This window comes from Amycolatopsis sp. NPDC098790, assembly GCF_044759945.1.
GTDB lineage: Bacteria > Actinomycetota > Actinomycetes > Mycobacteriales > Pseudonocardiaceae > Amycolatopsis.
Genome location: NZ_JBIWAI010000006.1, coordinates 307,463 through 330,199, shown reverse-complemented (window position 1 = coordinate 330,199; position 22,737 = coordinate 307,463). Strand labels below are relative to the sequence as shown.

Below are 22,737 nucleotides of genomic sequence, written 5' to 3'. Positions count from 1 at the left end.
AATCGCCGCTCACGGCACCGCCAGCCGCGCGAGGGGGACGTGGTGCTGGCCCGCGTGCATGTCGCGATCCCGCAGCGAGCCCTGGCTGACCGGGCGGGGGAAGGAGATCTTCACGACGTTGAGCGACGGGATGCGGAAGATCCGGATCGTGCTCTCCTCGACCCGGTACAGCGCGGCGATGACGCGCTCGTTCAGGAACGTCTCGTCCGCCGCGACGCGGTAGCCGTCCGCGTCGCGCAGGAACAGCTCCATCGTCACCCAGAACGGGCCCGCGTTCTTCGACCGGACTTCGTGGGCCAGGTCCGCCAACGTCGTTTCAGGCACGGGTCTCCCCCTCGAACTCGATCCGGAACAGCTCCAGCGGCGCGCAGTCGACGACGTGGTTCAGCACGAACTCGTACGCCGCGCCGCGCTCCACCTCCGCCGGCGACGACGCGAACGCGAAGCTCGGCAGGTAGTCCATCGACGGCGTCGGCAGGTGCAGCATCAGCGGGTTGGCCACCTTCGCCACCGCCGTCGCGGTCGCCTGGTCGGGCGCGTTGACCAGCAGCATCACGCCGACCTCGCGCGGCGGCCCGCTCTCGGGCTCCAGCTCGTCGAGCACCGCGTTGTGGCCGTACAGGCGGAGGTCGAACGCGTATTCGCCGTCGACGAGGCCGAGGGTCTGGCCGACCCGCTGCGCGATCAGCGTGCGCATGAGCGCGGCCCACTCGTCGATGTCGGCGAGGACCAACGGATCCCGGATCGCCGAGAAGGACATCGTTTCGTACCCGGTGATCCGCGCGCCTTCGAGCTTGATCGTGTGCTGCGCCGCCCGGTGGAACTTCGACCCCGTGACCCGGACGATCCGGTCGTCGACGGCGGTGTACTCGGCGTCGCGGACGTCGAGGGTGCCGTCGGGTTCGCGCATCTCGAACGGGTCCGCGGTCTCGTAGAGCATGTGCGCGGCCACCGAAATCGGCGTGCACGCCGACGCGGGGTCGAGCGGCTCGATGGTGAAGCCGTCGGCGTCGATGGTGGCCAGGACGCCGCCGGCACGCGGGTTGCTGGTGCACTGGCCACCGCATTCGATGATCTTGGCGGCGTGCCACGTCGGGCCGGCGGGCATGCCCACCATGAGCGGGTAGGCGGCCGCGACGGCGGTGTCGGTCGCACGGCCGGCGAGCACGACCTGGGCCCCGGCACGCAGCGCTTCGACGATCGGCTCGTGGCCCATCGCGCCGACGATGTGCGTGCAGCTTTCGAGCGTCTCCGCGTCGAGGTTTCCCAAGGGCGGCAACGGGTGCGTGCGGTTCAAGTACTCCTTCAGGTCGGTGGGGTCCTGCTCGCTGTAGATCCGCGCGACCTTCAGGTCCAGGCCCTCCTCCGCCAGCACTTCGGCGGCGATGCCGGCGACCCAGTCGACGCCGGTGTCGGTCCCGCTGGTGCCGCAGGAGCCGACGACGACCGGGATGCCCGCGCCGGCGGCGGCCGTGAACAGGCTGCGCAGGTCGCGCGCCACGGCTTTGGCGGTCGTCTTCGCGGTCGCGGCGCCGAGGTAGTGGGGGCCGGAGTCGGTGGAGCCGCCGTCGATGCTGATGACGTCGGCGCCCAGGGCGATGCCGCGCTCGACGGTGGCGTGGTCCCAGCCGGCGCCGAGCATCCCGCTCGGCGCCAGCACGCGCACGGTGTCCATGGTCCTCGTTCCTCTCGGTTCACAGTGAATCGGTGCGGTGGCGCCGAAGCGCGGCGACGCGGGCGACGAGCAGCACCGCGACGGCGGTGACGACCCCGACGTCGAGCAGCATGAACCGCCACCCGGTCACGTCGACCATGCCGCCGACCAGGGCCGGCCCGGCGAACCCGCCGCCCGACCAGCCGACGGTGTAGAGGCCGGAGTAGGTGCCGAGCACGCGGGCCGACGGCGCCAGGTTCCACAGCACGACCGCCGTGTTGACCATGAACGCCGCCGCGCCCGCGGCCGCCACGCACATCGCCGCGACGACGCCGGCGGCCGTCGGGACCGCGGTGCCCAGCACCATCGCGGCGGCGAACACCGCCATCCCGGCGAGGATCACGCGCAGGCGGCCGAAGCGCTCGGCGAGCAGGGCGACCGGGTACGCGGCCACGATGAAGGCCAGCCCGCTGGGCAGGGTCAGCCCGCCGGCGTCGCCGCGCGACAGCCCCAGCGTTTCCATGCCGTAGTTGGTGATCAGCGACCGCGACGCGAACCACGCGCTGCCGAAGGCGAAGACGGCGGCGATGACCAGCAGCCGGCTGCGGTCGGCGTCGCGGACGATGTCGAGCAGCACGTCCCGCATCCGCACCCGCGGCGACGCCTCGCCGGGTTCGGCCCGGTCCTCCTCGAGCGCGGCCTGGTAGGCCGGCGAGCGGCTGTCCCGCACCTTCCAGGCGAGCACGGCCACCGAGCCGGCCATCAGCACCGCGGGGATCGCGAACGACAGCTTCGGGAAGTCGTCGACGAGGAAGAGGCTGATCAGCGCGGCGACGATCACCGTGATGCTGGAGGCGATCTTGACCGCCGCGTTGGCCCGGCTGCGCCGTTCGGGGGCGATGAAGTCCGGCAGCAGCGATTCCGCGATCGGCTTGAAGGAGTTCGCGACCAGCGCGTAGCCGAACATCACGAGCACCAGCAGCGGGAGCGAAGCCGCGGCGTGCGGGATGGCGACGAACAGCAGCGCCGCCACCGGCATGCCGACGACGAGGTACGGGATGCGCCGGCCCCACGCCGTGCGGGTGCCGTCCGAGCGGTTGCCCATCCACGGCTGGACGAAGATGCCGAGCAGGTTGTCCATCCCCATCAGCGCGCCGATGAGCGCGGCGCTGCCGAGGTGCTCGCGCAGCAGCGGCGGCACCTGCGAGTCGTACAGGTTCCACGTCGACTCCTGGGCGAAGACCGCGAGCGCCACGAAGAACGTGATGCGCCCGGTCCGGACGCGCGGGGTGCTCAACGTCATCGTCGGCCCCTTCCGTTGGTCGTGGCGGCCACCGTACTTTTGCTATAGCAAGACGGTCAAGAGTTGCAAATGACTTTTGCCGTAGGCTGTGCGCCATGATGGGCGAAGCACTGCAGACCGACACGCTCGCCGACCGCGTGTACCGCGCCCTGCGCGACGCGATCACCACGGGCGAGCTGCGCCCGGGCCAGAAGGTCACCGAGCGGGGCTTCGCCGAGCAGCTGTCGGTCAGCCCGACCCCGGTGCGCGAGGCCATCCGGCGCCTGGAGCAGGACGGCCTCCTCGAACGAGCCGGGCCGCGCACGGTCAAGGTCGCGATGTTCGGCGGCGTCGCCGTCCAGGACCTCGCGGAGGTCGAGGTGGGGCTGCGCGGGATGGTGGCCCGCTTCGCCGCGCGGCACGCGAAGCCGGAGCAGCTGGACCAGCTCGACGCGATCCTCGATGAGGCCGACGACCTGCTGATCCTCATCAAGCAGCGCCACGAGTCCGGACAGGAGGTGGGCAAGCACGTCGGCCGGCTCTTCGACGCGATGCAGCGGTTCAACGCGGTCGTCGAGTCGTGCGCGGGCAACCCGGTCCTGGTGCGGCTGCTCGACCAGACGCGCGTGTTCTCGTCACCGGAACGGCGGTCGCGGGTGCTGGAGCGGGTCGCCGTGGACGAGACGTTCGGCCTGGACCGCTACACGACCCACCGCCGGTTGGTCGGCGCCCTGCGGGAAGGCGATTCGGCGGCGGCGGAGGCTTTGGTCCTGGAGGACGTGCGCGGCGGCCTGGGCGATCTGCTCGCCAACGCTCCCCGGCCGCCCGTCTCCCCTTCGTAAACTGAGCGCATGGACTGGGAACCGACGCGACGGTCACTGCACGGCGTGGCCGAACTGCTGCTCGCGGGCCCGCAGCACCGCGCGACCGGGCGCATCGACCTGGCCGTGACCGACGGCGGTTTCGCGACGGCCGCCGAGCCCGCGTTGCGCGTCGAAGGCGACGAACTCCTGACGGGCACCACTCGCGTGCGCCTCGCCGGGCGCACGTACGCCGAAGTGGCGGCGGAAGCCGGGATCGAGGCGGGCGAGCCCGCGGGCGTCTACACCGGCGGTCCCGGCATCCGGCCGGACGAGACGATCGTCTTCGCCGCCGACGCGCTGAAACTGCTGCTCCGGGCCTTCGCCGACGGCGACCGCGCACTGCGGGAGTTCGCGCCGGACTCGACGCCGATCCTGTGGCCGGAGCACTTCGACGTCGCGATCGCCCTCGACGAGGTGAACTACGGCGTCTCCCCCGGCGACGGCCACCTCGGTGAGCCCTACGCCTACGTCGGCCCGTTCACGCCGCGGCATGGCGAGTTCTGGAACGCACCCTTCGGCGCCGCCCGTCCGGTCGCCCGCTTCGACGGCGGCTCCGCGATCGCCGCCTTCTTCGCCGAGGGCCGCACCCTCATCGCCGGTGGGCGCTCAAACCGTCCAGGATGAGGGCGAGCATCGACGGTGACCGGTCCTCCGGTCCCGACGCGGCCCGCCACAGGGCGCCGGTGAGCTGCAGGAAGTCGCGGGGGTCGGCGTCGGCGCGGATGGTGCCGTCGGTCTTGCCCGCGTCGAGCAGCCGGGTGATGGCGGCGATGACCGGGCCGTAGGTCTGCTCGGTGATCGCCTGGTGCGCGCCGGGGCTGAGCGCGTCGCCGAGGCCGTGCTTCTTCCGCATCGCGGCCACCAGCTCGACCGTCCACTCCCGCAGCGCCTCCAGCGGGGGCCGCTTCGCGAGCAGTTCCTCGACCGACTCGAGCAGCCGGTCGACTTCGTGCTGGTAGATGGCCAGCACGAGCGCCTCGCGCGTGGGGAAGTTGCGGTACAGCGTGCCGGGTCCCACGCCGGCGAGCTGCGCGATCCGGTTCATCGAGACGTCACCCCCTTCGGTGAACGCCTCGCGCGCGACCTGCAGGATGCGCGCCCGGTTCTCCCGGGCGTCCGAGCGGACCATGAGCCTCCCTTGCTATCCGGAGACGTCTCCACTACCGTATGTGGAGACGTCTCCAGAACAATAGGCGAGCGGCTCGGGCCCCGCCAGCTCTTTGTGAGGTTTCCATGGCTGAAGTACTGGTCACCGGCGGCTCCGGCTACATCGGCAGCTGGTGCGTGCTCGCGCTGCTGGCCGACGGGCACACCGTCCGCACCACCGTGCGCGACTTGAGGAAGGAGCCCGCGGTGCGGGCGATGCTGCACACCGGCGGAGCGCCCGCGGACGCGAAACTGACGGTGCTGCAAGCGGATCTGCAGCAGGACGCGGGCTGGCGCGAGGCCGTCGAAGGGTGCGACTACGTGCTGCACGTCGCCTCGCCGACGCTCACCAGCGTGCCCAGGAACGACGACGAGATGGTCGTGCCCGCCCGCGACGGCGTCCTGCGCGTGCTGCGGGCCGCGCGCGCGGCCGGGGTGCGGCGGGTCGTCCTCACGTCGGCGTTCGGCGCGATCGGCATGGGGCACCCCGAGAAGTCCCGGGTGTTCACCGAAGCCGACTGGACCGACGTGGACGCCGGCGTCGCGCCCTACCAGAAGTCCAAGACCCTGGCCGAAAAAGCGGCTTGGCGGTTCGTCGCCGAGCACGGCGGCCTCGAGCTGGCCGTCGTGAACCCGGTGGGTGTGCTCGGGCCGGTGCTCGGCCCCGACTACTCGCCGTCGCTGGGCCTCGTGCGGCGAATGCTGGACGGGGCGATGCCCGCACTGCCGAAGTTCGGCATGGGGTACGTCGACGTCCGCGACGTCGCGGACCTGCACCTGCGCGCGATGACGGACCCGGCCGCGGCGGGCGAGCGTTTCTTGGCGATCTCCGGGCACAGCCTGTGGGTCCGTGAGATCGCGGCGATCCTGCGCGACCGCCTCGGCGACCGCGCGGCGAAGGTGCCGACGCGCGAGCTGCCGGTATGGACCGCGCGGGTCCTCGCGCGCGTCAACCCCGGGTTGCGCGTCCTCGGTCCCCAGCTGGGCCGGGACTACGACGCCACCGCGGAAAAGGCGCGGCGGCTGCTGGGCTGGTCGCCGCGGCCGATCGCCGACACCATCGCCGAGACCGCGGAAAGCCTGCTGGCGCTGGCGGCTTGAGCTCAGCCGGCCTCGTACAGCTCGGCGTCCAGGATCGTCCGCCGCGGCACGGCGTGGCCGCGGTGCATCTTGACGAGCAGGTCGACGGCGCCCACGGCGAGGCGGTGGGTGTCCTGGACGACGGTGGCCCGCAGCGGGCCGCCGGCGTCGATCACCGTGCGGGCTTCGAGGACGCCGTCGATGCCGATGACGACCGTCTCGCGCGTGGCCGCCGACGGAGCGGACAGAAGGGCGTCGACCGCACCCAGCGCCATTTCGTCGTTGGTGCAGAAGATCGCGTCGAGCCGGCGGCCCTCCGGCAGCTGCCGGAGGTGGGCGCGGACGGCGTTGTACGCGCGTGACCGGACGAAGTCGCAGTGGTCTTCGACGGTGATCCCGACGTCGGGCAACGCCGCGCGCAGCACCTTTTCGCAGCGCTGCTGCCGGCTGTCGTGCTCCCGGCTCGCGACGATGAGCACGCGCGGACCGGTCTTCCCGCGCAGGCGCTTGACCAGCCAGTTCCCGGCCAGCTCCCCGAGTTCGCCGGTGTCGTAGCCGAAGAACGCGGTTCTGGCGGGGTAATCGGACTCGCGGGGGAAAGGCTCGAGATCGGAGAAGACGACCGGCAGGCGGAAGTCCCGGCAGAAGGCTGCCAGGTCGTCACGCAGGCGCAGCACTTCGCCGGCGACGATGATGCCCCCGACGTAGGCGTTCTTCCGGCTGAGGACGCGGCGCAGCTGATGCGATTGCGCGCCGGCGTCGTAGTCCCGGTCCGGCAGGCGGAGCACGAGGTCGAGGTCATTGCGGTCGAGTGCGCTGTGCACTTTGTGCACCAGGTCGGCCACGTAGTACTTCTGGATGAAGGCCGAGGTCATCAGGAAGGCCGCGGCGGACCGCTTCCGGGCGCGCCGCAGCACGATCCAGAAGATCCCGCCGACGACGGCGGACACCACGGCGGACCAGACCACCGTGGCCCCGGCCGAAATCCCGGCCTGCAGCGCTTTGGCGAGCACGGCCAGGATGACGCCGCTCAGCACGGAGGTCGTCACCGCGAACAACGCCGGCGTGCGGTCGCGATCCAGCCGGGCCATGGCGGCTCCCCCTCCGTCGACGGCGCTGTCCCGGAGGGCGATGATACGGCGGAAGCGCCCGGCGAGCTGCCGGGCCGGCGGGCGCGGGTGTCGAGTTCGGCCTTGCGGCTAATGCCTCACGGGACGAGCGCCGAGGCGGCGCACAGCGCGGCCCACGTCGTGGCGAACGCGGCGACCTTCTTGCGCGCGGACCGGTCGGGCAGGCTCGTGCCGAAGACCACCGCGTCGGCGGCGTCGGACGCCACGCGGGCGGCGAGCGCGACCTGCAACGGTTTCCCGACGGGGGCGAGCACCATCGCGAGGCCGATCGCCGCGTCGCGGGCGCCGATGCCCGCGACCAGGGTCCGCACCGCGGCGGTGACCCCGCCGGTCGGCGTCGTCAGGCCGCACGGTTTGGCCAGGACGCGCGGGGCGGCGATGATCGTGACGCTGTAGGCGGCGGTCACCGCTCCGAGAACGCGGGTCAACGCGGGCATCGGCCACTCCTTCGGTCCGTGAAGCCTCCGCGTACCCGGTCGATCCGCTGCCAAACCGATGCGGGACCGGCTCCGAATACCGGGGAAACGGGATCAGGAGGGGTGCGAGTGCCGACGTGGACGAGCCGGGTGCTCGACGCCGCCGCCGTCGTGGTGCCCGGCATCCGGCGGGTCCGCGCGCAGAAGGAGCCGTTCGCGCGGGCGTGGGAGGACGCGGGCCGGGTGGCGCTCGCCTCGGGCCGGCCCTTGTGGGTGGCGCTCGGCGACTCGATGACGCAGGGCATCGGCGCCGGCACCGTCGCCGGCGGCTGGGTCCCCCAGCTGAACGCCCGGCTGGGCGCGCCGTTCGCGGTGCTGAACCTGTCGGCTTCCGGGGCCCGGGTCGCGGACGTCCTCGAGGACCAGTTGCCCCGGCTGCCCGCGCGGCCGGCCCTGGTGACGGTTCTCGTGGGCGCCAACGACATGCTGACCCGGTCCCGTCGCCGCGGGGTCGCGGACCGGTTCGCCCGGCTGCTCGAGGAGCTGCCGGCGGGCCGGTCGGTGGTGGCGACGCTGCCGAGGCGCAACGCGGCGGCCCGCGAGGTCAACGCGCTGATCGACGCCGCGGCGGCGGACGGCCGGGTGCGGGTGGCGGACCTGCGCGGCCCGGCGCTGGGCCCGATCCGCGGCACCCTCGCCGACGACTGGTTCCACCCGAACGAAGTCGGCTACGCGCGGATCGCGGGCCTGTTCGAGAACCCGGTCCGCGCGACGGCACCCCGCGACTGCCGGGACTGAAGCCGGCCGCCTTCGACCGCAACGCGGACACCCGGACCAGGCCGACGGCCGGCTGCCCGAGACCGGCCACGACCCCTTACACGCGCAGGACGCCCGGATCCCGAGCCACCGCGTCAGCGGCTGAGCTGCTCCTTCCGGCGCAGGAGCGCGGCCCGGCCGCGGCGGGCGGCCCACAGCCGCAGCACCGCCACCGCCCCCAGGACGAGCACCACGGCCGGCAGCCCGGGCTCGATCCGGTGCCGCAGCGTCGTGACGACCACCGCGCCCGCGGTGAACAGCAGCCAGGCCGCCACCCCGAGCCAGCCGGCGACCACCCGGTCGCGGGCGAACAGCGGCGCCCGGCGCGTCACCGCCCAGGCGCCGAACACCGCCCAGGCCAGCCCGATCGCGACGAGGACGGCGAACGCGACCTTCGTCCGCGGTGGCAAACCGGGCTCGGTCGCCCACAGCAGCCCGGCGAGCCCGCTGCCGAGGAGCCCGGCCAGGGCCACCGCCACGTAGCCCACCCGCCGCCGCAGCGACAGCGGCGCCTCCAGCCGCTCGATCACCTCTTCCGGGGTCATACCTCGTACTCCTTCCGCGTCAGTTCCTCCCGCAGCAGCCGCCGGGCCCGGTTGAGCCGCGACTTCACCGTGCCGACCGGCACGTCGCAGATCTGGGCGCACGCCTCCAGCGGGAGGTCTTCGAGGTAGAAGAGCAGGAGCACCTCGCGTTCCCGGACCGGCAGCGCCTCCAGTGCCTCGCCGAGCACCTCCCGGTCGACGATCGCGTCGCTCTCGTCCGGGCCGGCCGGCTCCTCGGGCGGCTCGGGACCGGACCGGGCGTAGCTGTCGCGCAGCCGGTTCGTCACCGCTCGCCGGGCGATGGTGAACAACCACGGCGCGAACCGCTCGGGCCGGCGCAGTTTCGGCAGCCCGTGGAACACCGCCAGCCAGATCTCCTGCACGACGTCGTCGTCCGGGCCGGCGAGCATCCGCCGGACGTACCGGTCGACCGCGCCGTGCCAGCGGCGCACCAGCTCGGGAAAGGCGTCGCGCTCGCCCAGCCGGCACCGGACGATCAGCAGCTCATCGCTCATCTGCCCTCCTTCCCCCATTCAGTCGGGGAAGGGGGGCAGAAGGTTCACGGACCCTTCAGCGGACCGGCTCTCCCCCGTCCGGCCCAGGTCACCGGCTCCCGGTGACCCCGAAGGTACCGGCCACCCAGTCCGCGATGTACGTGCTGACGTGGGGCAGGTGGTCGAGGCCGATGTGCTCGGTCGCGCCCTCCTCGGGGGTGAACACCCGCAGCTCGCGGTGCGGCGAGTTGACCGCCTGCTCGTACGACCGGTGCGCGTACTCCAGCGGGATCTGCCGGTCGTTCTCGCCGTGCGCGATCAGGAACGGCACCGTGATCTTCTCGACGACGCCGTCGAGGTGGACGCCGTCGGCGAACTCGATGAACGCGTCGAGGTCGTCGTGGCCCCACACCCACAGCACGTGCTCCCAGTAGTGCGGGACCGGCCGCTCGCCTTCGCGTTCGAGACGACGGCGCTGCACCGCGCCCCAGTTGTGGTTCGCGCCCCAGGCGACGCAGAGCGCGAACCGCTTCTCGAACGCCGCCGCGCGGGGCGCGTAGTAGCCGCCGAGCGACCAGCCCACGATCCCGATGCGACCGCTGTCCACATCGGACCGCGTCTCGAGCCAGTCGACGGCCGCACCCGCCCAGGCTTCGGCGTCGAGGCGGGCCGTGAGTCCCTGCAGCCGCAACGCTTCCCCGGTGCCGGGCTGGTCGAGCATCAGGCACGAGACGCCGCGGGCGGCCAGCTCCTGCCAGTGGCCCGAGCCGTACATGTGCTCCTTGGTCGAGTCCAGGCCGTTGACCAGCACCACCACCGGCGCCGCCGGGCCCGCGGAACTGAAGTAGGCCGGCAGGGTCGTGCCCTCGTAGGGGATCGCCACCCGGGAGACGCCGGGATCGCGCAGGGCGAAGGACTTCCGGGCGAGGTCGAGGACCCGGCGGTAGGTGGGCAGCCGGTTCGGGTCCGAGTGGGCGAGCATGCGCTCGGCCTGGCAGAGGTAGTTCGTGGCGCGGAAGTACAGTTCGCCGGCGGTGCGGACGTGGCCGGCCTTCTCCGCCTCCTCGGCTTGGCCGGCGAGCTGGTCGGTCAGCGCGGTCCACGCGCGCAGGAAGTCCGGCGTGCCGGCGTCCGAGCCCCGGGCCGCGGCTTCCCGGATGGGCCGGCAGGCGCGGTCGACCTCGTCGATCAGCCCGCCGCTGTTGAGCGCGGCGACCACGCCGAGGTTCCAGACGTAGTTGCCGGGGAAGTATTCGAACAAGACACTGTCCTTTCAGGAGGGTCGGCGGCGCGGCCGCGGCCGCGCGGGGCGAACGGGCGGCAGCGAGACGCCGGGGACGACGGTGTTGCGGATCGTCCCGATGCCTTCGACGGTCATCTCCACGACGTCACCCGGCCGCAACGGCTCCCGCGGGTCACCGCGGCCCCACAGCTCGGCGAGGCAGCCGCCGTTCCCGCACGTTCCGGAGCCCAGGACGTCGCCGGCGCGGACACTCGTGCCGCGGGCGGCGTAGGCGGCCAGTTCCTCGAACGGCCAGCCCATGTTGGACAACAGATCCCGGCCCACTTCGGTGCCGTTGACCGAGACGCGCAGGGCGAGGGCCAGGAAGCCGTCGGCGTCGCGGTACGGCTCCAGTTCGTCGGCCGTGACGAGCCACGGGCCGAGCGTCGTCGCCGAGTCCTTGCCCTTGGCCGGCCCCAGGTTGACCTTCATCTCGCGACGCTGGAGGTCGCGGGCGGACCAGTCGTTGAGGATCGTGTAGCCGAAGATCCCGTCGGGGCCGAGCACGGCGGCGACCTCCAGCTCGAAGTCGAACCGCTTTGAGCCGGGCGGGACCGGCACGTCGTCGTGCGCGCCGATCAGCGCCGTGGGGTTGGTGAAGTAGAACGTCGGCGCCTCGTACCACTCGGGTGGCACGGCACCCGGCGCGACCATGCCCTCGACGTGCTCTTCGAAGGCGACGAAGTCCCGGACGCTCGGCGGCTCGAGCGGCGGCAGCAACCGGACGTCGGCCAGCGGCATTGATGGTCCACTGGGGACGGCCTGCTCGCCGCGAACCAGGTCCAGCACGGTCACCCCGGCCGCGAACGCGCGGACGCCGTCGCCGGAGACGACGCCCGCGTGCACGGTTCCGCCGTGCTCGTAGGTAGCGAGGCGCATCAGACCGGGGGCGCCACGAACAGCCCCTTGTCGGGGTCGTTGAACGACTTCCGCGCCACGAACTCGTCCATCGCGTTCGCCGTGCCCCACTGGTCGGACACCTCGGGGTCGCTGAAGTCGTAGAGGTGCGGGTGCCAGGTGTCCTCGTCGACGTGCTCCAGCTCGGTGGTGTACTCCACCGTGTTGCCGTGCGGGTCGAGGAAGTAGCTGAAGGTGTTGTTGCCGGCCAGGTGCCGTCCGGGGCCCCAGATCTTCTCGACGCCCGCGCGCAGCAGCCGCCCGGTGCCGCGCATGTACTCGTCCAGGCCGCGCAGCTCGAACGACACGTGGTGCAGCGACGGGTGCGGGCCGCGCGCGATGGCCATGCTGTGGTGCCAGGAGTTGACGCGCAGGAACCACATCATCTCGCCCATCCGCGGGTGCATCAGGACGTCCGACAGCCGGAACCCGAGGTGCTTCTCGTAGAACGCCCTGGTGGCTTCGGGGTTCGCGGAGTTGATGACGACGTGGGAGAGGCGGACGGGCACGGATTCGCCCGCCTCGACCTTGCGGTGCGCGCGGACCGCGACGTCCGCGCTGATCTCGATGGTCCGGCCTTCGTTGTCGAAGAACCGGAACCCGTACCCGCCACCGGGGGTGTGCAGGGTGCGGGGTTCGTGGACGAGGGTGACACCGCCGGTGGCCAGCCGGCCGGCGAGGGTGTCGACGTCGGCCGGGGTGGCGACGCCGAACGCGATCAGGTCGATGCGCTTGTCGCCGGCCTGGCGCAGCCGCACGACGTACTGCTCGGGCGAGCCCTCCGCGGCGAGGAAGGCGACGCCGGAGTCGGTGTGCTCGGTCGTCAGGCCCCACGCGCCGGCGTAGAAGTCTTGCTGGCGGGCCAGATCCGGCACGGCGAGGTCGACGTGCCGCAGGTGGGTGATCATCTCGGTCTCCTCCGGAAGGTCAGGCAGGCTGGGTGACGAGGGCGGCGATCCGGGCCATCAGCCCGGGGACGTCACCGGGTTCGCGGTCCAAAAGCCACTGTCCGAGTTGGACGGACGCGTCGACCACCGCAGCCGCGCGGGCGTGCCGGCGTGCGGTGAACGCGGCCCAGACGTCCTCGTCGAGGGTGTCCGCGGCGAGCAGCAGCTCGGTCAGCACCGCGGCGTCTTCGAGGGCCTGGGCGCCCCCTTGGGCGAGGGTGGGCGGACAGGAGTGCGCGGCGTCGCCGACGAGCACGACGCGACCGCGGTGCCACGGCGCCGGCACGACGTGGGTCTCGAACCACGTGTAGTTGACCCGGGCGGGGTCGGTCAGCGTGGCCCGGATGTCGTCCCACGGCCCGTGGTAAGCGGATGCGAGTTCGCGCATGGTCGCGAGCCGCCCCGACGGCGACAGGCCGCTGCGGTCCTGGGCGTCCTCCACGAGGTAGGCGTAGAGCGAGTTTTCGCCGGTGGGGCAGAAACCCGCGATGTAGCTCGGGCCGCTGTAGCAGATTTCGGTCCGCGTCACCGAGGACGGCCGCGGGCCGAACGCGCGCCAGATGCCCATGCCGGTCGGGCGTGGTGCCGCCTCGACACCCAGCAGCCGCCGGACGGCCGAGCGGACCCCGTCGGCGCCCACCACGAGGTCGTAACGCCCGGTCGAGCCGTCGGAGAACGTGACGCCGCCGTCCTGGTCCACTGCGGTGACCGTGCGCCCGAAGCACACCTTGACCCCAGCCGCGGCGGCGCGCTCGTGCAGGATCCTGGCGAGGTCCGGCCGGGACATCCCGAGCGCGGCCGGCAGGTCCGGCCCGCCCGTGCGCGCGTCGGGGAACTCCGCGAGCAGGGTGCCGTCCGGGGCGCGCAGGCCGAGGCTGTCGAAGCCATACCCTCTCTCGCGCACGGCTTCCCAGACGCCAAGCTTGCGCAGTTCGCGCAACGCGTTGCCCTGCAGGGTGATGCCGGACCCGGCGCTGGCGATGTCCGGCTTGAGCTCGACCAGGTCGACCGCGACGCCGTGCCCGGCCAGCGGAATCGCGGCGGCGGCGCCGGCGAGGCCGCCGCCGACCACGAGAACAGTGCGCACAGCGGGCATGGAGACTCCTTCGTCCGATCCGAAAAGGACTACTTGACAGCGATCGAAGCCACGGGGCCGCCGACTGCGACGCCGCGCCCGGCGAGCGGAATCGCGGCAGCGGCGTCGGCAAGGCCGCAGTGCCCGGCAAGCGGGATCGCGGCGGCCGTGCCGGCAAGGCCGCCGCCGACCACAAGGACGGCGCGCACAGCGGGCATGGAGACTCCTTCGTCCGATCCGAAAAGGACTACTTGACAGCGATCGAAGCCACGGGGCCGCCGACTGCGACGCCGCGCCCGGCGAGCGGAATCGCGGCAGCGGCGCCGGCAAGGCCGTGGTGCCCGGCGAGCGGAACCGCGGCAGCGGCGCCGGCAAGGCCGCGATGCCCGGCAAGCGGAACCGCGGCAGCGGCGCCGGCAAGGCCGCGATGCCCGGCAAGCGGAATCGCGGCGGCGGTGCCGGCGAGGCCGCCGCCGACCACGAGGACGGTGCGCACAGCGGGCATGGGGACTCCTTCGTCCGATCCGAAAAGGACTACTTGACGGCGATCGGCGCCACAGGCGCGCCGACCGCGCCGGTCACGGGCAGAGGGTCGGCCGTCAGCCAGAACTCGTAACGGCCGTCTCCGGCGCAGTCCGCGGCGAGCGCGTCGAGGTCCCACATCTCGCCGAGGAACAGGCCGATGTGCGGGATGGCGACCTGGTGCAGCGGCTGGAACGCGTCGTCGAACTCGTTCGGCCGGACCTCGAACCCCCACGTGTCGGTGGCGATCGCGGCGATTTCGGTGTCGTGCAGCCAGTCCGCGGTGGTGAACGACAGGCCCGGCGCGGGTCCGCCGGCGTAGTCGCCCCAGCCTTCGCGCCGCGCCCGGGTGAGCCGGCCGGTCCGCACCAGCAGCAGGTCGCCCCGGCCGACTCGCGCGGTTTCTCCCTGCGCCGCAACGGTTTCTTCGAGGTGGGCGACGGTGATCGCGAAGCCGTCCGGCAGTTCGCCGTCGGTGCCGAGCGCGCGGCCGACGTCGAGCAGGACCCCGCGGCCGGCAATCCGGCCCGCGACGGTCTCGATGCCGGTGACCTGGTCGCCTTCGCTGGTCACGACGTCGCCCGCGCGGCGGCCGTTCCACGCGACGCCGTGGTCGAAGATGTGGCCGAGCCCGTCCCACTGCGTCGAGGCCTGCAGCGGCATGAACACGACGTCGTCCGCGCCGCCGATCCCGTGCGGGAAGCCTTGCGTGCCGCGCTCGGCGTCGAGGCCGGTGTCGAGCATCGTGTGCACCGGGTTCGTCCGGCGGCGCCAGCCTTTCTGCGGCCCGTCGGCTTCGAACCGCTGGGCCAGCGGGAAGCTCACGCCGCGCCGGACGAGCGCGGCCCCTTCGCGGCGCTTGGCGTCGTCGAGGAAGTTCAGCGTGCCGAGGACGTCGTCGGCACCCCAGCGGCCCCAGTTGGAACAGCGCTTCGCGGCGGCGGCGATCGCGGCTTCGGGATCGGTGCGGTCCATGCGCCCACCGTCGGGCACCGCACCGCATCAGGGAAGACGAAATACCCTATGCGCGGTATCACCGAGGTGGATAACCTCAGGTCGTGAACCTGGCGAGCCTGGACCTCAACCTGCTGGTCACGCTGGACGCGCTGCTGGAACACCGCGGGGTGAGCCGCGCGGCCGAGCAGGTCGGCCTCAGCCAGCCCGCGGTGTCGGCCCAGCTCGCGCGGCTGCGCCGGCACTTCAGCGACGACCTGCTGGCCCGCTTCGGCAACACCTACCGCCTCACGCCGCTCGCCGTGCAGCTGCGCGGCCGGGTGCGGACCGCGATCACCGGCGTCGAACGGGTTTTCGCCGCCGAACCGGACTTCGACCCCGCGTCGACCTCCCGCGAGTTCTCGGTGGTCATGAGCGACTACGGCGTCGCCGTGCTGGGCGCGGACCTCGCCACCGCGCTCGAGCGCGAGGCACCCGGCGCGCGGCTGCGGTTCCTCGCCAACACCCCGGCGGTCGTCGACAACGCGCGGCAGGCCCTGACCGGCATCGACCTGCTGGTGATGCCGCACGGCTTCGTCGACGGCCTCCCCCACCGGGACCTGCACCGCGACGACTGGGTCTGCCTCGTCGACGCCGGGCACCCCGCGGCGGAAACCGGGTTGACGGTCGAGCAGCTGCGGACGATGCCGTGGGTGGTGACCTACCACGGGCCGACCGCGTCGACCCCGGCCGCGCGGCAGATGCGGATGCTCGGCATCGAGCCCCATGTCCAGGTCGTCACCGAGAACTTCCTGACCGTGCCGGGCCTGATCGCCGGGACGGGCCGGGTGGCGCTGCTGCAACGCCGTCTCGCCGACCGCGTCCCGGCCGACCTCGGGGTCCGCGCGCTGCCCTGCCCGTTCGAGGCGGGGCCGCTGGTCGAGGCGTTCTGGTGGCACCCGATGTACGAGCACGACCCCGAGCACCGGTACCTGCGCGACCTGCTTTCCCGCGTCGCCGCGGACGTCACCGGGCATTGATGACAGGAACAGTCCCACCATCCGGCTTTACTGTTGGTTGAACTTTTGCCGGACGACCGATAAGCTGCCCAGCACGCTGGGAGCGCTCCCATGGATCACCACGCTCATCCCGAGAATGGAGGCCCATTCATGCGTACACGCAGCAGCTCCAGGTCCGGCACCCGCCGGCGGAGCGTCCTCACCCTGATCGTCGGCACCCTCGCCGGACTGCTCGTCTGGGTCCCGGCGGCGTCCGCGCACGGCACCATCGTCAGCCCCGCCACCCGCGCCTACCAGTGCTGGACGGACTGGGGCAGCCAGCACACGAACCCGGCCATGCAGCAGCAGGACCCCATGTGCTGGCAGGCTTTCCAGGCCAACGCCGACACCATGTGGAACTGGATGAGCGCGCTGCGGGACGGGCTCGGCGGCAACTTCCAGGGCGCGACCCCCGACGGCCAGCTCTGCAGCAACGCCCTCGCCCGCAACAACTCCCTCAACACGCCCGGCGCCTGGAAGGCCACCAGCCTGGGCAGCAGCTTCTCGATGCACCTGTACGACCAGGCCAGCCACGGCGCCGACTACTTCCGGGTCTACATCAGCAAGAACGGGTTCGACCCCACCACCCAGCGCCTCGGCTGGGGCAACCTGGACTTCATCACCCAGACCGGGAAGTACCTGCCCGCCAAGGACATCACGTTCAACGTCCAGACGTCCGGGGCCTACCGGGGACGGCACGTGGTGTTCACGATCTGGCAGGCGTCGCACCTCGACCAGACCTACATGTGGTGCAGTGACGTGAACTTCGGCTGAGGACCCGGCCCGGCGCTCACGGGCGCCGGGCCGCCAGCCCGCGCACCAGCAGCCGCACGAGGTGGCGCGCGTCGTAGCCCTTCGCGCTGCCCGCGCACAGGCTGCCCACCCCGCGCATCAGTTCGTAGGCGTCCTGGCCCGGGGTGATCTCCCCCGCCTCCGCCGCCGCCTCGAGCAGCCGCGTGCACACCGGGCCGAGCCGGTCCAGGAAGTACGCGTGCAGCGGGTCGTAACACGCTTCGTCGGACTGCAGCACCGACGCGAGTCCCTGCTTGGTGACGACGAAGTCGACGAACCGGTCGATCCACTTCGTCAGGGCATCGTGCGGTCCCGGTTCGGACGCCAGCAACGCCGGGCCGGCTTCGGCCAGGGACTCCACCTGCAGCCGGTACACCGCGAGGATCAGGTCCGCCCGGGTGGGGTAGTGCCGGTAGATGGTCGCGGTGCCCACGCCGGCCCGCGCGGCGATCTCCCGGATCGGCGCTTCGACCCCGGACGTCACGAACACGGCGGCCGCGGCTTCGAGGACGTTCGACGCGTTGCGCCGCGCGTCCGCGCGCCGCGGGGCCGCCGCACCGGGATCCGTCACACCGGCATGCTAACCGGCAGGTCGAGCAGCATCCCGGCGAGCTCACCGGGCGCGGTGATCATGCAGTCGTGCCCGGTGGCCAGCTCCCGCACGTCCGCGGGCTCGCCGTTCGGCTGCAGGGCGGGCACCGGGCGCCGGTCGAAGCCGTCGGGTTTCACCGTGCAGTGGATGTGCGTGCGCGGGATCGCGGCGAACGCGGGGTTGTCCAGGACGACGGGTTCTTCGAGGCACCGCACCGATTGGTCGGACAGCATGGTCCGCACCCACGCGACGTCGCCGGGGTCGGTGACGCCGAACAGCCCGAACGGCGCGGGCAGTTCGGGCAGCGGAGGCATCCGCCAGCCCGTCCCGAGCATGCTCCGCGGGATGGGCATGACGTCGAACGCGTTCTCCCCGTCGGCCGGCACCATCGCGTCGAGGTAGACCAGCCGCGCGATGCGCTCGGGCACCTGGTTGGCCACCGCCGAGATGACCATGCCCGCGTAGCTGTGCCCGACCAGGACGACGTCCCGCAGGTCCTCCTCGACGAGCAGCCGCACGACGTCGGCGGTGTGCGTACCGAGCCCGACGTCGGGGCTCAGCAGGTGCGCGGTCTCGCCGTAGCCGGTCAGCGTGGGGGTGAAGACCCGCCGGCCGCTCGCCGCCAGCCGCGGCACGACCCGCGCCCAGGCCTGCCCGGTGTGCCAGGCCCCGTGAACCAGTACGTACGTCACCGTCATGACCGCTCATTCCTCAACTGGGACATCGTCCCGGTTAACATACGGGACACTGTCCCACTTAGGCAACGTGGGGGCTTCTGGCACGCTGTCGGTGGACAGCTGTGGAGTACCCGGACCCGAGGGGGCGCGCGTGACAGCCGAAGATCCCGCCGAGATCGAGGCGTTCGACTCCGTGCTCGACGCGATCGGCGGCACCCCGCTGATCCGGCTGGCCCGGATCGCGCCGCCGGGCGGCCCGCGCGTGTACGTCAAAGCCGAGTTCCTCAACCCGGGCGGCAGCGTCAAGGACCGGGCCGCGCTGGCGATGGTGCTCGAAGCGGAACGCTCGGGCGCGCTGCGGCCCGGCGGGCTCATCGTGGAAGGCACCTCGGGCAACACCGGCATCGGGCTGGCGATCGTGGCCGCCCAGCTCGGGTACCGGCTGGCCGTCGTGGTGCCGGACAAGACCAGCCGCGAGAAGATCGCGATCCTGCGCGCGTACGGCGCCGAAGTGGTGACCACCCCCGGGACGGTGCCGCGGGAAGACCCGGCGCACGTCCGGCAGCTCGCCCGCCGGATCGCCGCCGAGCGGGGCGGCTGGCTCGCCGACCAGTACGACAACCCGGCCAACCCGGCCGCCCACCGCGAGACGACGGGGCCCGAGATCTGGCGCCAGACCGGCGGCAGGCTCACCTGCTTCGTCGCCGGGATCGGCACCGGCGGGACGATCAGCGGCGCCGGCGCGTACCTGAAGGAGGTCAGCGGCGGCCGGGTGCGGGTGGTCGGCGCGGATCCCGAGCACTCGGTCTACTCCGGTGGCGACGGCAGCCCGTACCTGGTCGAGAGCATCGGGCACTACCGGCACCCGGACACCGCCGAGGACCTCTGGCCGCGCTCGTACCACCTCGACGTCGTCGACCAGGTCGTGCCGATCGGCGACCGCGAGTCGATCCTGGTCACCCGGCGGCTGGCGCGGGAAGAGGGTCTGCTGCTGGGCGCGTCGGCCGGGACCGCGGTGGCCGTGGCCTTGCGGGTGGCCGCCGGGCTGTCCCCGGACGACGTGGTCGTCGTCGTGGTGCCGGATTCGGGCCGGTCGTACCTGTCGAAGTACTACGACGACGGCTGGCTGGACCGCCTGGGCGTGCCGGTCGAGCACGCGGGGGAAGCGACGGTCGCCGACGTGATCGGTCCCCTGCCGGCACCGGTGGCCGGTCTGCCGGAAACGGCGACGGCCGGCGAAGCGCTCGCTTCGGCCGGCGGGCACGCGGTGCGGCCGGTGGGACCGCGGGCTTCCGCGGAACCGCCGTCGGTCGTGGAGGTGACGGGTGCGCTCGACGTCGGCGAACTGCGCCGGGCGGTCGAGGCGGGCGTCGTGGGGCCGGACGACCCGATCACCGGGTACGTCGGCGGGACACTGCCGGCCGTCGGGCTCGGCGAGACCCGGGCCGCGGCCGCGGAGCGCCTCGCCGGCCGCGAGGCGGCGTGGCTGCTGTCCGACGGGCGGGTCGTCGGTGCGATCCACAAAGGACAGCTCGACCCGCGGCCGGACGGGGGTGGGGCCGGCGCGTGACCGGCCCCACCCGAGCCGGCGAAGACCCGGCGCCGCGGCGTGCCCGGGACGGGGAACCGGAGTGTGCAGCTCGCTCCCTGTTCCGGGCACGCAGTACGGCGTCCGGTGCTACGCCGGATTCCGCGCCAGGGCCGGCTTCCGCACACACAACGGGCGGCCGCGGCGCGGGGACTCAGTTGTCCTGGCTCGTGCCACCGTCGGCGATGGCCCCGGACGCGCAGTTCTCCGGGTTCTCGCCGCTGGCCTCGCTGCCGCCCGGCGACAGGATCGGCACGCCGATGCCGTTGAGGGAGTTCTGGACCGGGACCTGGACGCCCAGCACGTTGACGTTGTTGTCGCAGACGCCCGGCGTGACGTTCAGGTTGTGCAGCGCGTCGGTGTTGCTCAGGTTGAGCAGGCCGAGCTGGCTGCTGTGGTCGTGGCCGTAGCCGTGGTGACCGTGGTGGTCCGGCGTACCGGCGGCCGCGACGCCGCCGGCCAGGAACGCGCCGGCGGCCGTGGCGGCCACGACGATACCGAACTTCTTCAGCATGGGAACTCCTCGAGTAGACGTACGAAACGACCGGGACCGCGACAAGGTGTGTTGGCCGTCCCGGATGGGGGAAACGTACTGAAAAATGCCGTTCGGTTCCGGCTGGGAACACCATCGTGTGCGCGGCGGAAGCCGCTGACCGGGGGATTAATGCCCCGATGGGTTGATTCCGGCGCGTTCTCGCGGAAACCGACTCGCACAGTTGTTCCCGACGCGACCACCCGGAGCCGACGGCGAGTCGGGTGGACTTTCGGCGGCGGGGGAATCGGGTTTTCGCGGGCCGGTTTTTTTCAGCGGAAATGAGCGGAAACGAAGCGGCTGCGCCGGTGCGACCCGCCACCCGAAGCCGCCGAAAGCCACCCGGCGCGCAAGCCGCACCCCGGCCACCGCGGGGCCCGCGCGGGTCTTCGTCCACCGGCGGCCGATGGGCCGTCCGGTGGGTGGACTGGACCACCCCGTTGACACGCCCGAGAACCCCGCCTTACCCTTCCCCCATCCCGATCGCTCTCCCCGCGTCACCCTTCTCTCCCGGAAATACAACGTTGTAAAAATCCGCCCGGGTCGCTGACCTGCGGCTCGAGAGTGAGGTCCCCGTGCCCCGCGCCGCCGGTCGAAGCCTGCTCGCCACCCTGCTGCTCGTCCTCGGAACCGTGCTCGGCCTGAGCGCCCCCGCCGAAGCCGCCGGTTCGCTGCCCTGCGACATCTACGGTTCCGCCGGCACCGCCTGCGTCGCCGCGCACAGCACCACCCGGGCCCTCTACTCGGCCTACGGCGGCGCGCTCTACCGCGTGCAACGCGCCTCCGACCGGGCCGAAACGGACATCGGGCTGCTCGCCGCCGGCGGGTACGCCAACGCCGCCGCGCAGGACTCGTTCTGCGCCGGGACTTCCTGCACCATCACCGTCATCTACGACCAGTCGCCGCGGCACAACGACCTCACCGTCGAAGGTCCCGGCACCGCGGGCGGGCAGGACGTCGCCGCGATCGCGTCCGCCCTGCCGGTGACCGCCGGCGGGCACAAGGTCTACGGCGTCTACGTTTCGCCCGGTACCGGGTACCGGCACTACGTCGGCGCCGGCGTCGCGCGGAACGGCCAGCCCGAAGGCATGTACATGGTCGCCAGCGGCACGCACGTCAACGGCGGCTGCTGCTTCGACTACGGCAACGTCGAGGCGCAGATCGCCGACACCGGCAACGGCCACATGGACGCCGTGAACCTCGGCACCACCTGCTACTTCCCGCCGTGCACCGGAATCGGCCCGTGGGTCGCGGGCGACCTCGAAAACGGCCTGTTCCAGGGCAACCGCTCCAACACCGCCAACCGCGGCAACGCCACGCCGTTCGTCACCGCGCTGCTGAAGAACAACGGCCAGACCACGTTCGCGCTCAAGGGTGGCAACTCCCAGAGCGGCGGCCTCACGACCTGGTACAACGGCACGCTGCCCTCGGGCGGGTACATGCCCATGCACCAGGAGGGCTCGATCGTGCTCGGGACCGGCGGCGACAACAGCAACGCCTCCATCGGCTCGTTCTTCGAAGGCGTGATGACCGCGGGCTACCCGACCGACGCGGCGGACGACGCCGTGCAGGCCAACGTGGTCTCCGTCGGCTATGCGGGCAGCACCGGCACTCCGCCCTACGCCGCAACGGTTTCCGGACCCGGCGACAAGTGCCTCGACGTGGCCGGCGACGACACCGGCGGCAACGGCACCGCCGTGCAGCTGTGGGACTGCCAGGCCAACGCGGCCGACCAGCACTGGGCGCACAACGCGGACTCGTCACTGTCCACTGTGGGCCGGTGCCTCGACGTCAACGGCAACGGCACGGCGAACGGCACCCAGGTCGAACTGTGGGACTGCAACGGCGTCGGCGGCCAGAAGTGGGTGCAGCAGGCCGACGGCTCGCTGCGCAACCCGCAGTCCGGCCGCTGCCTCGACTCCCCCAACGGCGCCACCGGCAACGGGACGCGGCTGCAGATCTGGGACTGCAACGGCGCCGCGGCGCAGAAGTTCTCCGTCACCGGCGGCGGCCCGGTCACCGGCCCCGGCGGCAAGTGCGTCGACGTGGCCGGTGACGACCACGGCGTGAACGGGACCGCCGTGCAGCTGTGGGACTGCCAGTCCTTCGCCGTCGACCAGCACTGGTTCCACCTGTCCGGCGGCGCGCTGCGGACGTTGGGCCGCTGCCTCGACGTCAACGGCAACGGCACGGCCAACGGCACCCAGGTCGAACTGTGGGACTGCAACGGCGTCGGCGGCCAGGGGTGGACGCAGCAGGCCGACGGGTCCCTGCGCAACCCGCAGTCCGGCCGCTGCCTCGACTCCCCCAACGGCGCCACCGGCAACGGGACGCGGCTGCAGATCTGGGACTGCAACGGTTCCGCGGCCCAGAAGTTCGCCCTGCTCTGACCCGACGATAGGGCGGGCTGCCGCGG

The 22,737-nt window shown here is 72.4% G+C and carries 26 protein-coding genes; 8 read left to right on the top strand and 18 right to left on the bottom strand.

All coding sequences use genetic code 11. From position 1 onward, the window contains the following. Positions 1 to 9: 9 nt before the first annotated feature. Genes ACIQWX_RS38645 through ACIQWX_RS38635 form a run of 3 tightly spaced genes read right to left on the bottom strand, consistent with a single transcriptional unit; the run spans position 10 to position 2,957 of the window. A complete protein-coding gene (locus ACIQWX_RS38645) occupies positions 10 to 324 on the bottom strand; it encodes a DUF4387 domain-containing protein (RefSeq protein ID WP_400881966.1) in 315 nt (104 codons plus the stop codon). Further along, complete coding sequence (locus ACIQWX_RS38640) at positions 317 to 1,675, bottom strand: acyclic terpene utilization AtuA family protein (RefSeq protein WP_400881963.1); 1,359 nt, start codon at positions 1,673 to 1,675, stop codon at positions 317 to 319. Before ACIQWX_RS38640 ends, ACIQWX_RS38645 begins: the two co-directional genes overlap by 8 nt. Positions 1,676 to 1,694: 19 nt before the next feature. Beyond that, positions 1,695 to 2,957 (bottom strand): MFS transporter, encoded by a 1,263-nt coding sequence (locus ACIQWX_RS38635; RefSeq protein WP_400881960.1) that lies wholly within the window; start codon positions 2,955 to 2,957, stop codon positions 1,695 to 1,697. Positions 2,958 to 3,052: 95 nt separating this feature from the next. Between ACIQWX_RS38635 and ACIQWX_RS38630 the strand changes: the two genes are divergently transcribed. Further along, the gene (locus tag ACIQWX_RS38630) at positions 3,053 to 3,778 is read left to right on the top strand and encodes a GntR family transcriptional regulator (RefSeq protein ID WP_400881958.1); all 726 of its coding nucleotides are present in this window, start codon (positions 3,053 to 3,055) and stop codon (positions 3,776 to 3,778) included. A 9-nt stretch (positions 3,779 to 3,787) separates the two neighbouring features. After that, a complete protein-coding gene (locus ACIQWX_RS38625; protein WP_400881956.1) occupies positions 3,788 to 4,423 on the top strand; it encodes a hypothetical protein in 636 nt (211 codons plus the stop codon). Here the strand turns inward: ACIQWX_RS38625 and ACIQWX_RS38620 are convergent. Then, positions 4,389 to 4,928 (bottom strand): TetR/AcrR family transcriptional regulator, encoded by a 540-nt coding sequence (locus ACIQWX_RS38620; RefSeq protein ID WP_400881954.1) that lies wholly within the window; start codon positions 4,926 to 4,928, stop codon positions 4,389 to 4,391. The two genes, ACIQWX_RS38625 and ACIQWX_RS38620, sit on opposite strands and share 35 nt — an antisense overlap. Positions 4,929 to 5,032: 104 nt before the next feature. Between ACIQWX_RS38620 and ACIQWX_RS38615 the strand changes: the two genes are divergently transcribed. Next, the gene (locus tag ACIQWX_RS38615) at positions 5,033 to 6,046 is read left to right on the top strand and encodes an SDR family oxidoreductase (protein WP_400881953.1); all 1,014 of its coding nucleotides are present in this window, start codon (positions 5,033 to 5,035) and stop codon (positions 6,044 to 6,046) included. Between the two features lie 2 nt (positions 6,047 to 6,048). Here ACIQWX_RS38615 and ACIQWX_RS38610 read toward each other — a convergent pair whose 3' ends face one another. Together ACIQWX_RS38610 and ACIQWX_RS38605 are read right to left on the bottom strand one after the other, a co-directional pair. Beyond that, positions 6,049 to 7,116, bottom strand: a complete 1,068-nt coding sequence (locus ACIQWX_RS38610; protein ID WP_400881952.1) for a sugar ABC transporter substrate-binding protein — start codon at positions 7,114 to 7,116, stop codon at positions 6,049 to 6,051. 116 nt (positions 7,117 to 7,232) lie between these two features. Further along, positions 7,233 to 7,592, bottom strand: coding sequence for a hypothetical protein (locus tag ACIQWX_RS38605; protein ID WP_400881951.1), 360 nt, complete (start codon positions 7,590 to 7,592; stop codon positions 7,233 to 7,235). 108 nt (positions 7,593 to 7,700) lie between these two features. On the opposite strand from ACIQWX_RS38605, the gene ACIQWX_RS38600 reads away from it, so the two are divergent. Continuing rightward, positions 7,701 to 8,369 carry an SGNH/GDSL hydrolase family protein gene (locus tag ACIQWX_RS38600; RefSeq protein WP_400881950.1) on the top strand — a complete coding sequence of 223 codons (669 nt, stop codon included), beginning with the start codon at positions 7,701 to 7,703 and terminating at the stop codon, positions 8,367 to 8,369. 113 nt (positions 8,370 to 8,482) lie between these two features. Here ACIQWX_RS38600 and ACIQWX_RS38595 read toward each other — a convergent pair whose 3' ends face one another. From ACIQWX_RS38595 to ACIQWX_RS38555, 9 genes are all read right to left on the bottom strand, one after another. Further along, positions 8,483 to 8,932, bottom strand: a complete 450-nt coding sequence (locus ACIQWX_RS38595; protein WP_400881949.1) for a hypothetical protein — start codon at positions 8,930 to 8,932, stop codon at positions 8,483 to 8,485. Next, a complete protein-coding gene (locus tag ACIQWX_RS38590) occupies positions 8,929 to 9,447 on the bottom strand; it encodes an RNA polymerase sigma factor (protein WP_400881948.1) in 519 nt (172 codons plus the stop codon). The genes ACIQWX_RS38595 and ACIQWX_RS38590 overlap by 4 nt, the downstream gene beginning before the upstream one ends. An 88-nt stretch (positions 9,448 to 9,535) precedes the next feature. Continuing rightward, positions 9,536 to 10,687 (bottom strand): alpha/beta hydrolase family protein, encoded by a 1,152-nt coding sequence (locus ACIQWX_RS38585; RefSeq protein ID WP_400881947.1) that lies wholly within the window; start codon positions 10,685 to 10,687, stop codon positions 9,536 to 9,538. Between the two features lie 12 nt (positions 10,688 to 10,699). Further along, on the bottom strand, positions 10,700 to 11,587 hold the full coding sequence (locus tag ACIQWX_RS38580; RefSeq protein ID WP_400881946.1) for a fumarylacetoacetate hydrolase family protein: 888 nt from the start codon (positions 11,585 to 11,587) through the stop codon (positions 10,700 to 10,702). Continuing rightward, the gene (locus tag ACIQWX_RS38575) at positions 11,587 to 12,513 is read right to left on the bottom strand and encodes a VOC family protein (protein WP_400881945.1); all 927 of its coding nucleotides are present in this window, start codon (positions 12,511 to 12,513) and stop codon (positions 11,587 to 11,589) included. Before ACIQWX_RS38575 ends, ACIQWX_RS38580 begins: the two co-directional genes overlap by 1 nt. Before the next feature lie 19 nt (positions 12,514 to 12,532). Beyond that, on the bottom strand, positions 12,533 to 13,648 hold the full coding sequence (locus tag ACIQWX_RS38570) for an FAD-dependent monooxygenase (RefSeq protein WP_400881944.1): 1,116 nt from the start codon (positions 13,646 to 13,648) through the stop codon (positions 12,533 to 12,535). Positions 13,649 to 13,677: 29 nt separating this feature from the next. Next, on the bottom strand, positions 13,678 to 13,845 hold the full coding sequence (locus ACIQWX_RS38565) for a hypothetical protein (protein WP_400881943.1): 168 nt from the start codon (positions 13,843 to 13,845) through the stop codon (positions 13,678 to 13,680). Between the two features lie 29 nt (positions 13,846 to 13,874). Next, on the bottom strand, positions 13,875 to 14,132 hold the full coding sequence (locus ACIQWX_RS38560) for a hypothetical protein (RefSeq protein ID WP_400881942.1): 258 nt from the start codon (positions 14,130 to 14,132) through the stop codon (positions 13,875 to 13,877). A 29-nt stretch (positions 14,133 to 14,161) separates the two neighbouring features. Then, entirely contained in the window at positions 14,162 to 15,124 is a 963-nt protein-coding gene (locus ACIQWX_RS38555) for a cyclase family protein (protein WP_400881941.1), read from the bottom strand. A gap of 83 nt (positions 15,125 to 15,207) precedes the next feature. Between ACIQWX_RS38555 and ACIQWX_RS38550 the strand changes: the two genes are divergently transcribed. Next, positions 15,208 to 16,122 carry a LysR family transcriptional regulator gene (locus ACIQWX_RS38550; RefSeq protein ID WP_400881940.1) on the top strand — a complete coding sequence of 305 codons (915 nt, stop codon included), beginning with the start codon at positions 15,208 to 15,210 and terminating at the stop codon, positions 16,120 to 16,122. Between the two features lie 129 nt (positions 16,123 to 16,251). Next, a complete protein-coding gene (locus tag ACIQWX_RS38545) occupies positions 16,252 to 16,914 on the top strand; it encodes a lytic polysaccharide monooxygenase (protein WP_400881939.1) in 663 nt (220 codons plus the stop codon). Positions 16,915 to 16,930: 16 nt separating this feature from the next. Here ACIQWX_RS38545 and ACIQWX_RS38540 read toward each other — a convergent pair whose 3' ends face one another. Together ACIQWX_RS38540 and ACIQWX_RS38535 are read right to left on the bottom strand one after the other, a co-directional pair. Then, positions 16,931 to 17,503: a TetR/AcrR family transcriptional regulator gene (locus ACIQWX_RS38540; protein ID WP_400881938.1), complete on the bottom strand. Its 573-nt coding sequence runs from the start codon at positions 17,501 to 17,503 to the stop codon at positions 16,931 to 16,933. Then, positions 17,500 to 18,222: an alpha/beta fold hydrolase gene (locus ACIQWX_RS38535; RefSeq protein ID WP_400881937.1), complete on the bottom strand. Its 723-nt coding sequence runs from the start codon at positions 18,220 to 18,222 to the stop codon at positions 17,500 to 17,502. Before ACIQWX_RS38535 ends, ACIQWX_RS38540 begins: the two co-directional genes overlap by 4 nt. A gap of 130 nt (positions 18,223 to 18,352) precedes the next feature. On the opposite strand from ACIQWX_RS38535, the gene ACIQWX_RS38530 reads away from it, so the two are divergent. Further along, complete coding sequence (locus ACIQWX_RS38530) at positions 18,353 to 19,771, top strand: PLP-dependent cysteine synthase family protein (RefSeq protein ID WP_400881936.1); 1,419 nt, start codon at positions 18,353 to 18,355, stop codon at positions 19,769 to 19,771. A gap of 172 nt (positions 19,772 to 19,943) precedes the next feature. Here the strand turns inward: ACIQWX_RS38530 and ACIQWX_RS38525 are convergent, their stop codons facing one another. After that, positions 19,944 to 20,303 carry a hypothetical protein gene (locus ACIQWX_RS38525; RefSeq protein ID WP_400881935.1) on the bottom strand — a complete coding sequence of 120 codons (360 nt, stop codon included), beginning with the start codon at positions 20,301 to 20,303 and terminating at the stop codon, positions 19,944 to 19,946. Positions 20,304 to 20,896: 593 nt separating this feature from the next. On the opposite strand from ACIQWX_RS38525, the gene ACIQWX_RS38520 reads away from it, so the two are divergent. Continuing rightward, a complete protein-coding gene (locus ACIQWX_RS38520; protein ID WP_400881934.1) occupies positions 20,897 to 22,711 on the top strand; it encodes an arabinofuranosidase catalytic domain-containing protein in 1,815 nt (604 codons plus the stop codon). The last annotated feature ends 26 nt before the right edge of the window (positions 22,712 to 22,737 follow it).